Here is an 8,191-nt window from a genome sequence, read left to right as displayed (position 1 = left end):
GAGCGTCTCGATGCCGTACTCTTCGCGTTTCTCCTCGTCGAACTCGTAGATGTTCTCGCGGACCGGGTCCGCGCAGTCGAGTTCGCGCGCGATGCCGTCGAGACCGGCGTGGATGAGCGCCGCGAGGGCGAGGTACGGGTTACAGGACGGGTCGGGGAAGCGAGCCTCGATACGGGAGGCTGCTGGCGTGCGGGCGGCCGGTTTGCGGATGAGCGCCGAGCGGTTGCGGTCGGACCACGCGATGTAGACCGGCGCTTCGTAGCCGGGGACGAGGCGCTTGTAGGAGTTCACCGTCGGGTTGGCGACGGCAGTCACGGCGGGTGCGTGTTCGAGGATACCGGCGGTGAACTGCTTTGCCGTCTCGCTCAGGTCGAACTCGTCGGCACCGTCGTGGAACGCGTTCTCGCCGTCCTTGAACAGCGAGATGTGTGTGTGCATCCCGGAGCCGTTGACCTTGGCAATCGGCTTGGGCATGAAGGTCGCGTGGAGGTCGTGTTCGGCCGCGATGGCGCGGACGACAGACCGGAAGGTCGCGACGTTGTCGGCCGTCGAGAGGGCGTCGTCGTACGTGAAGTTAATCTCGTGCTGGCCTTCTGCGACCTCGTGGTGCGAGGCTTCGATGTCGAAGCCCATGCTTTCGAGACCGTAGATGATGTCGCGGCGCACGTCCGACGCAAGGTCCTTCGGTGCAAGGTCGAAGTAGCCACCGGCGTCGTTCGTGATGGTCGTCGCGCTGCCGTCTTCGTCTTCCTCGAAGAGGAAGAACTCCGGTTCGGGGGCTGCGTTGATGTCGTATCCCATGTCCTCTGCGCGTTCGATAGCGCGCTTGAGGACGCCACGCGGGTCGCCGCTGAACGGTTCGCCGGTGGACGTGTTGAACACGTCACAGATGAGTCGGGCCGCCGCGCTGTTTTCCTTCTTCCGCCACGGGAGGATGGCGAACGTGGACGGGTCGGGTTCGAGGCGCATGTCGGATTCCTGAATGCGCACGAAACCGTCGATAGACGATCCGTCGAAGTAGATTCCCTCTGTGAACGCCTTTTCGGCTTGCGATGCTGGAATGGAGACGTTCTTAACTGTGCCGAGAATATCGGTGAACTGGAGGCGGAGGAAGTCGACATTCTTCTCTTCGATCTCGTCGATGACTGCCTGTGCCTCGGCGCTCAGGCCACCGTCGGTGAGTACGTTGTCTTCCGTCATTTTCCTGAACATGCAATTCGTACACCCGCACTATAAAGACCTTTCCGCTTAATGCAATTCCCCGTTGGCGGCCACAGAATTGGATATTCGTAAAATTCTAATGCCCCCGGACGGTTTCTGAATGTAATGACGTACGAAAACCTCGATGCGAAGCTCATCAATGCACTCCTCGGCGACGGTCGTGCGAGTCTGCGTAGCCTTGCGGAAGAACTCGACGTGTCGGTCACGACCGTCTCGAATCACCTGCGCGACCTCGAAGACGAGGGTGTCATTGAGGGCTACACACCGCGCGTGAACTACGACGCGCTCGGCTACGATGTCACCGCCGTCATCCAACTCAAAGTCGAGGGGTCCGCGCTCCCCGAGATTACCGAGCGACTCCGCGCAGAAAAACAGATGATCTCGGTCTACGAGGTCACCGGCGACTACGACATCATCGCCATCGGCAAGTTCCGCGACACCGACGGCATGAACACGCAAATCAAGAAGCTCCTTACCGACACGGACATCCGCGAGTCGAACACCTCGGTCGTGCTCAACGCAGTCACCGAAAACGAGCAGTTCGCGCTCGACGTCGACGAATAACGCCGCGTCACAGTCAGACGATTCGCATTTTTACGTCGCGCATCTCCTCTTTGCAGTAGGGACACCGATACCTCGTGTCGAACCCGTCGGGTGTGGTCTGCGTCGTGGTCTCGATTTCGTGTACTCCCACGTCGCGACCACAGGCCCGACACTGAACCGCTGGCATCGATACACTCTCCTCGTGTATTCGGATTAAAGTTATTGGCCTATGTGATTTTTTATCACACGATGTTCCATAGCTGGAAGGGCAGTGTTTCAACTGGAGCGTAGACAGTATCTCGGTCGATTTGGGGTGTATCTGGCGGCACCTGTGGTGACGATAGTTCCGCGTTTCTGAAGGGTAGTATTTCGACTGGAGAACCCGGTGACGGAAACTGATTTGTCAATACACAAATTGGAGATGAAACGGTACAGCTTACTCAGAAACAAGCCCGCTATTCCTTCGAAGTCGTCTTCAAAGACGAACGTCCCAGTTCCACCTTTTTACGCCCGTCACTCCGTTCCGGTCGCAAAAACCTGGAGGGAAAAAGCAGGCTTAGAAGTCGTCTTCGAACACGAACGCCCCGTTGCGCTGGACGACTTCCCCATCGACTTCGATGACGGAATCCTCGGACATGTCGACGATCATGTCGACGTGCTCGGCGCTCTCGTTGCGTTCGTTCTCCTCGCCGACCGTCTCCGGGTAGGCCGAACCGACGGCCAAGTGGACGGTGTCGCCCATCTTCTCGTCGAAGAGCATGTTGTAGGTAAAGCGGTCGATACTCCGATTCATGCCGATACCCAGTTCGCCGAGATATCGTGCACCCTCGTCGGTATCAAAGACGCCGTCTAAGACCTCCTCGTTGCGCTCGGCGCTGTAGTTGACGACCTCGCCGTCTTCGAAGCGAACCCGGACACCCGAGACTTCGCGACCCTGCCGGTAGAGCGGGAGGTCGAAGTAGACCTCGCCGTCGACGGAGTCCTTGACGGGTGCGGTGAACACTTCGCCGCCGGGGAGGTTGTGCTCGCCCTTGTCGTTGATGGTTGTGTTGCCCGCGACGCTCATCGTCACGTCCGTCTCGTCGCCCGAGACGATGCGCACTTCGTCAGCGTCGTTCAGAATCTCGACCATCTGTTTCTGGTGTTCGGCCTGCTTCTCCCAATCGAGCGTGACAGCGTCGTAGACGAAGTTTTCGTACGCTTCGGTGCTCATGCCGGCGAGTTGCGCACTCCCCGTTGCGGGATGCTGGGTGAGACACCAGCGCTTCGAGAGCGCCTCGGCCTGAATCGGCTTGTAGGCGCGCTTCCACGCGGCGTTCGTCGCGGGGTCGGCGGCCCTTTGTTCTGTGGCGTTTTCCTCGGCGCGGACGTTGATGAGCACGTCTGTCTCCTCGATGAGCGCGAGTTGGTGCGACGGCGTTTCGAACTCCTCGCCGTCGGACGCACGGAGGAATGCGCGCATGAACCGGGAGTTGCTGTCGGTGTTGACGACGTACGCCCCGCGCTCGCCGACGAGTTCGCAGATAGCGGTCACGAGGTCTTCGGCGACGGCGGGTGCGGAGACGACGACGTTGTCGCCCTCCTCGATGCGGGTCGAGTGGTCGACGATAGTCTGAGCGTGTTCGCGGATGCGCGGGTCCATACCGCGTCGTGAGTGTTCGTACAACAAACACGTTTCGAAGCGCAAGGCGTGCCGATAGCACGACCGTGCGCTGACCCGACCATCGCCTATTTCTCGGCTCGGTCAGTCTCTCAGTACAATGATAGACCTCCGAAGCGACACTGTCACGCTCCCCTCCGACGAGATGCGCGAGGCCGCGCGAGATGCCGATGTCGGCGACGACGTGTACGACGACGACCCGACCGTGAACGAACTCGAAGCACGCGCCGCCGAGTTGGTCGGCATGGAAGCCGCGGTGTTCGTCCCCTCCGGAACGATGGGGAACCAGATTGCCGCTCGCGTCCACGCCGACCCGGGTCAGGAGGCGTTGGTCGATGTCGAAGCCCACGTCTACAAGTGGGAAGTCGGCGGGTTCGCCCAACTCTCGGGCTTGCAGGTTCGCGCCTTCGACGCCGGCGAACGCGGCGCACCGACACCCGAGCAGGTCCGCGAGCACGCGCGAGAAGAATCCCTTCACGTCGCCGGAACGGGGCTGGTTTGTCTCGAAAACACGCACAATGCCCGCGGCGGCGTCGCCATCCCGAAAGCCGACATCGACGCCGCGGCCGAAACAGCACACGAACTCGGGATGCCGGTCCACCTCGACGGTGCGCGGTTGTTCAACGCCTGCATCGCGCTCGACGAGGACCCGGCGGCGATGGTTGAGCACGTCGATACCGTGATGTTCTGTCTCTCGAAGGGACTCGGCGCGCCCGTCGGCTCGATTCTCGCCGGTTCGGAGGCATTCGTCGAACAGGCCGTCCGCGTCCGCAAGCAGTTCGGCGGCGGAATGCGACAGGCTGGTCTCATCGCCGCACCCGGTCTCGTCGCCCTCGATAACGTCGAACGCCTCGCCGACGACCACGAGAACGCTCGCATCCTCGCCGACGGTCTCGACGACATTGAGGGGTTGTCGGTACCGACCCCGGACACGAACATCGTCGTCGTCGACTCCGAGGCCGCGGGGGTGACGGCACAGGAGTTCGTCGAATTGTGTGATGACGTGGGCGTCCTCGGCGGCCCGTTCGGCGAGTACCACACCCGGTTCACGACGAATCTGAACGTCTCGCGGGCCGAAGTCAAAGAAGCAGTCGAACTCGTTGCCAAGGCAGTCCAGTCGCAGTAGGCTCGGCCCCTGTTTAGGAACTCAGTCCGACGACGAACCACAGCACGCCAGCGACGACGAGCGCGAGACCCATCGCCTTCGCCAATCCGCGCTGGAGATGCTCTGCTTTCTTCGGCGACTCCTTCCACTCCCGTGGTGAGACCAGAGTCCGGACCGACATCGGGCGACTGTACATGTAGCCGCCCGCGGCGACAAAGATGAGCGGGGGGACGAGTTCAGGGAGGTCCATCTATAGCTCGGGTTCGATGTAGACGAAGTGGACGCGGTCGTCAGCAGCCTTGAGTTCGTTTTCGATTTCGGTGATGTAGTCGTCTATCTCCTCGGTACCGAGTTCGGAGTCGAAACTTACGTTGAGGGCCAAAAGGAGTTTCTCCGGGCCGACGTACGACGCACGGAAGCGGTCGACGTGGCTGACGTGGGGGTCATCGCGGACGATTCCTTTGAGTGCTTGTTCTTCGTCCAGCGGAATGCTCTCGCCGATGAGGAGACGTTTGTTCTCCCATGCGAGTGCGATTGCGAAGCCCATGAGGAGAATACCGATGAGGAGTGCCGCGGCGGCGTCGAACGCCTCATTGCCGGTCAGTTCGGTGAGTCCGATTCCGGCGAGGGCGAGCACCGCGCCCCCGAGGGCAACGGTGTCCTCGGTGAACGCCGTGAGCGTCGTCACGTCGCTCGTCTCGCGGAACGCTTGCACGAGACCGCTCCACTCGTACTCCTCGATTTGGCGGCGGAGTTCGGCGTTCGCCTTCAGGAATGCGTAGCTTTCGAAGGCGATAGCTCCGAGGAGGATAGCGACGTTGACGTAGACGGGTTCTATCTCCCTTCCGAAGAGTATGAGCGCATTTGCGCTCTCGCTGTGACTCGGGTGCATCAACGCGTTGTAGCCGTGTTTCGCCGACTCCCACCCGGCGATTCCGAACAGCATCACGGAGACGAGAAACGAGTAGAAGAACTGTGCCTTCCCGAAGCCGAACGGGTGTTCGCGGGTCTCTTCGCGCCGACTGTACCGAATTCCGATGAGGAGGAACACCTGATTCCCGGTGTCGGAAATCGAGTGGTACGTTTCGGAGAGCATCGATGGACTCCCAGTCGCGAGAAACCCGAGGAACTTGAGGACTGCGATAGCGCCATTCGCAAAGAGGGCCGCGATGACGACCGACGTACTGCCTGCCATGTGGTGGGTCACTCCCCCCTCCCGGATAGACTTACCGACGGACGGACAGGTCACTTTGGCTGAATCGTACTTCGTGCCGCAGTCAGCAGGTTTCAATCCCCTCGATGCATAGGCGGAGATATGCTCGTCGTCGTCTCCGATACTCACAGTACCGACGGTCACCGACTCGCGAACCGAACCCTCGAAGCGGTCCGCGAAGCCGATCTCGTCGTCCACGCGGGCGATTTCATGCGTGAATCCGTCCTCGACGCATTCATCGCCGAATCCGAGTCGTTCCTCGCCGTCTATGGCAACAACGACGGCCCGGAGATTCGAGACCGGATTCCCGAGGCGCGGAACTTCACGTACGGCGGTGTGGAATTCGCGATGACGCACACCCGTCGCGGTGGCGGAACCGCCCTCTCGCTTTTCGGACGAGAACGCGGCGCTGACGCGGTCATCTTCGGCCACAGTCACCGACCCACCTTCGACGGAACCGGCGCGATTCCGCTTCTCAATCCGGGGAGTCACGCCCAACCACGTGGGAACCGGCAGGCGCACGCAGAACTGGAGGAATTGCCGGACGGCGGTCTCCGCGGGCGACTGGTTACTGTCGACGGAGACGTATTCGAGACGTTCCGTGTTATCCCAGAGGAGCACTAACAGAACACGGGTCCGGTGGAGGACCGGAAGAATCAGCGGGGGTGGTTGGGATGGGATTGGATTGGGGGAAATCCCATGGCAGGCAGGCCGAGGCCACGCGGGGAGACGACGCCGGGAAAGGGGCAGGGGCGCACGGGGATGGCAGTGTCCCGACCGTCGTCCGTGGGACCGAACGCAGCCTCGCACTTCACCGTAGGACCCAGGTGGCCAAATACACACCGTAGGCTCAAACAACCCTTTTAGTCTCGGAGAACGCCGACCACGACCCACGCGAGAAGAACCGTCAGTCCGCCGAGGAAGAATAGTGCACCCGGCGAGAGCGACGCCACCGTCTCCCCGAGACCCGACGAACCGGTCGTCAGTTCCGTCGTGGTCTCCGTCAACTGCTGAGCTACTGTCGTCGTGTCCGCCGCCGGTGTCGGCGTTGCAGTCGGCTTTAGTGTCGGAGTCGGCGTCTGGGTCGCTGTTTCGGCCGCCGTTTCGGGCGCGGTCCACGCTGTTTCGGCTGCCGTTTCGGTCACGGTCTGTTCCCCGCCCGAAGTCGCTGCAGTCGTCTGCCCTCCTGCAGTTGTATTATTCGTCTGGTCCGTAGCGTTGAGGTCCGTCACGGTGCTGGCGGAGTCGTTCACCGCGGCTCCGCTATCGGCAATTTCTGCTTCACCGCCTGCGCTCCCGGTTGCAAACGGGAAGATAGTTCTCGACCGGGCGAGTCGGTTCACCACGGCTGACCCGATGCCGAGGACACCGATGCCGCCGATGAGACGCGAGAGTGCTCCTTTGAGTCCCTTCGTCTCGTCGTCGCGTCCGGCAACGACGACGAGAGCACGGTCGGCGGGTGCGTAGACGTTCATCTCGCGGCCTTTCTCGGAGTACCGCGTGTCTATTACCTCGATGAGTTCCGCTTCCGAGAGGTTACCGAGGTGGTACTGGACGTTTTGGAGCGACGTGTCGACATCGTTTGCAAGTTCTGATGGGGTTGCAGGCGACTCGTGGAGCGATGCGAGGACCGACCGGGCAGTAGCCGAAGCGATGGCAGCGAGTAAGTCGTCAGCCTCGTCGCTGTCGAGGCCGACAACCCGCGGGTCCCGGTCGTCCCGGTCGTCATCGCCCGGGGTCCCGGAGTTGGAGGGAATGAGGTCGGCCATTTCTTCGCGCTACTCGTGTTTTCGGTATCAGTGTTCGTATTCCGTCACGTCCTGACGCCGAAATGGCTATACCTCGTGCCCGCGGAAACCTCGCACATGACCGACCCTTTGGTCGTAGACGGCATCGTCGATTTTCTCGTGGGTGACCCTGTGTTCACGGGATTGCTCGTCGCAATATTGCTCTTCGTCTTTTTCGCGTATCTCCTCGTTCGGCGGACGCTACTCGGTCTGAGTGAGGGATACGACGAGGCGCGCCGCCGCTAGGATGACGGACACGCCATTCGAGGGCCGTCGAGGTGTGTTGTCGTGGTAGCAGTCGGGACACTTGCGACGTTCGTCGTCGCCGCACTTGCGAGTCTGTTCATGGCGTGGGCTATCGGCGCCGGTTCGTCGGGGTCGACGCCGTTCGCGCCAGCAGTCGGTGCCAACGCCATCTCGGTGATGCGCGCCGGGTTTATCGTCGGTCTCCTCGGGTTCGCCGGGGCATTCCTCCAAGGCGCAAACGTCACTAATGCCGTCGGGACCGAACTTATCGGCGGTGTCACGCTAACCGCGGCCGCTGCAGTTGTCGCTTTGCTCACCGCAGCGGTGCTCGTCGCGCTCGGCGTCTTTGCCGGCTATCCGATTGCCACTGCGTTCACTGTCACCGGTGCTGTCGTCGGCGTCGGTCTCGCTATGGG

11 protein-coding genes are annotated in these 8,191 nt (G+C 61.5%); 5 read left to right on the top strand and 6 right to left on the bottom strand.

The annotated features are described in order from the left end of the window. Positions 1-1,200 (bottom strand): glutamine synthetase family protein (locus tag QT222_RS11045; protein ID WP_491477209.1); only part of this gene is annotated, 1,200 nt, incomplete at its 3' end. A 126-nt stretch (positions 1,201-1,326) separates the two neighbouring features. Between QT222_RS11045 and lrp the strand changes: the two genes are divergently transcribed. Next, a complete protein-coding gene (gene lrp / locus QT222_RS11040; RefSeq protein WP_004058341.1) occupies positions 1,327-1,785 on the top strand; it encodes an HTH-type transcriptional regulator Lrp in 459 nt (152 codons plus the stop codon). Between the two features lie 13 nt (positions 1,786-1,798). Here the strand turns inward: lrp and QT222_RS11035 are convergent, their stop codons facing one another. Beyond that, entirely contained in the window at positions 1,799-1,951 is a 153-nt protein-coding gene (locus tag QT222_RS11035; protein ID WP_004058339.1) for a hypothetical protein, read from the bottom strand. 369 nt (positions 1,952-2,320) lie between these two features. Further along, positions 2,321-3,406, bottom strand: a complete 1,086-nt coding sequence (locus tag QT222_RS11030) for an aminopeptidase (RefSeq protein ID WP_491477208.1) — start codon at positions 3,404-3,406, stop codon at positions 2,321-2,323. A 118-nt stretch (positions 3,407-3,524) separates the two neighbouring features. On the opposite strand from QT222_RS11030, the gene QT222_RS11025 reads away from it, so the two are divergent. Next, on the top strand, positions 3,525-4,550 hold the full coding sequence (locus tag QT222_RS11025; protein ID WP_491477207.1) for a threonine aldolase family protein: 1,026 nt from the start codon (positions 3,525-3,527) through the stop codon (positions 4,548-4,550). A 13-nt stretch (positions 4,551-4,563) separates the two neighbouring features. Here the strand turns inward: QT222_RS11025 and QT222_RS11020 are convergent, their stop codons facing one another. Next, a complete protein-coding gene (locus QT222_RS11020; protein WP_491477206.1) occupies positions 4,564-4,779 on the bottom strand; it encodes a hypothetical protein in 216 nt (71 codons plus the stop codon). Then, on the bottom strand, positions 4,780-5,724 hold the full coding sequence (locus QT222_RS11015; RefSeq protein ID WP_004058331.1) for a cation diffusion facilitator family transporter: 945 nt from the start codon (positions 5,722-5,724) through the stop codon (positions 4,780-4,782). A gap of 120 nt (positions 5,725-5,844) precedes the next feature. On the opposite strand from QT222_RS11015, the gene QT222_RS11010 reads away from it, so the two are divergent. After that, on the top strand, positions 5,845-6,366 hold the full coding sequence (locus QT222_RS11010) for a metallophosphoesterase (RefSeq protein WP_004058329.1): 522 nt from the start codon (positions 5,845-5,847) through the stop codon (positions 6,364-6,366). A gap of 239 nt (positions 6,367-6,605) precedes the next feature. Here QT222_RS11010 and QT222_RS11005 read toward each other — a convergent pair whose 3' ends face one another. After that, complete coding sequence (locus QT222_RS11005) at positions 6,606-7,511, bottom strand: ArsR/SmtB family transcription factor (protein WP_491477205.1); 906 nt, start codon at positions 7,509-7,511, stop codon at positions 6,606-6,608. A gap of 96 nt (positions 7,512-7,607) precedes the next feature. On the opposite strand from QT222_RS11005, the gene QT222_RS11000 reads away from it, so the two are divergent. Both QT222_RS11000 and QT222_RS10995 read left to right on the top strand, forming a co-directional pair. Beyond that, positions 7,608-7,775, top strand: coding sequence for a DUF7859 family protein (locus QT222_RS11000; RefSeq protein WP_014732073.1), 168 nt, complete (start codon positions 7,608-7,610; stop codon positions 7,773-7,775). A 42-nt stretch (positions 7,776-7,817) separates the two neighbouring features. Next, on the top strand, positions 7,818-8,191 hold a 374-nt coding region (locus QT222_RS10995), incomplete at its 3' end, for an inorganic phosphate transporter (protein ID WP_491477204.1).

The sequence above is a fragment of the Haloferax sp. s1 genome (assembly GCF_058382125.1).
The sequence above is the reverse complement of the archived record's forward strand: the minus strand, read 5'-3'. Positions and strand labels throughout refer to the sequence as shown.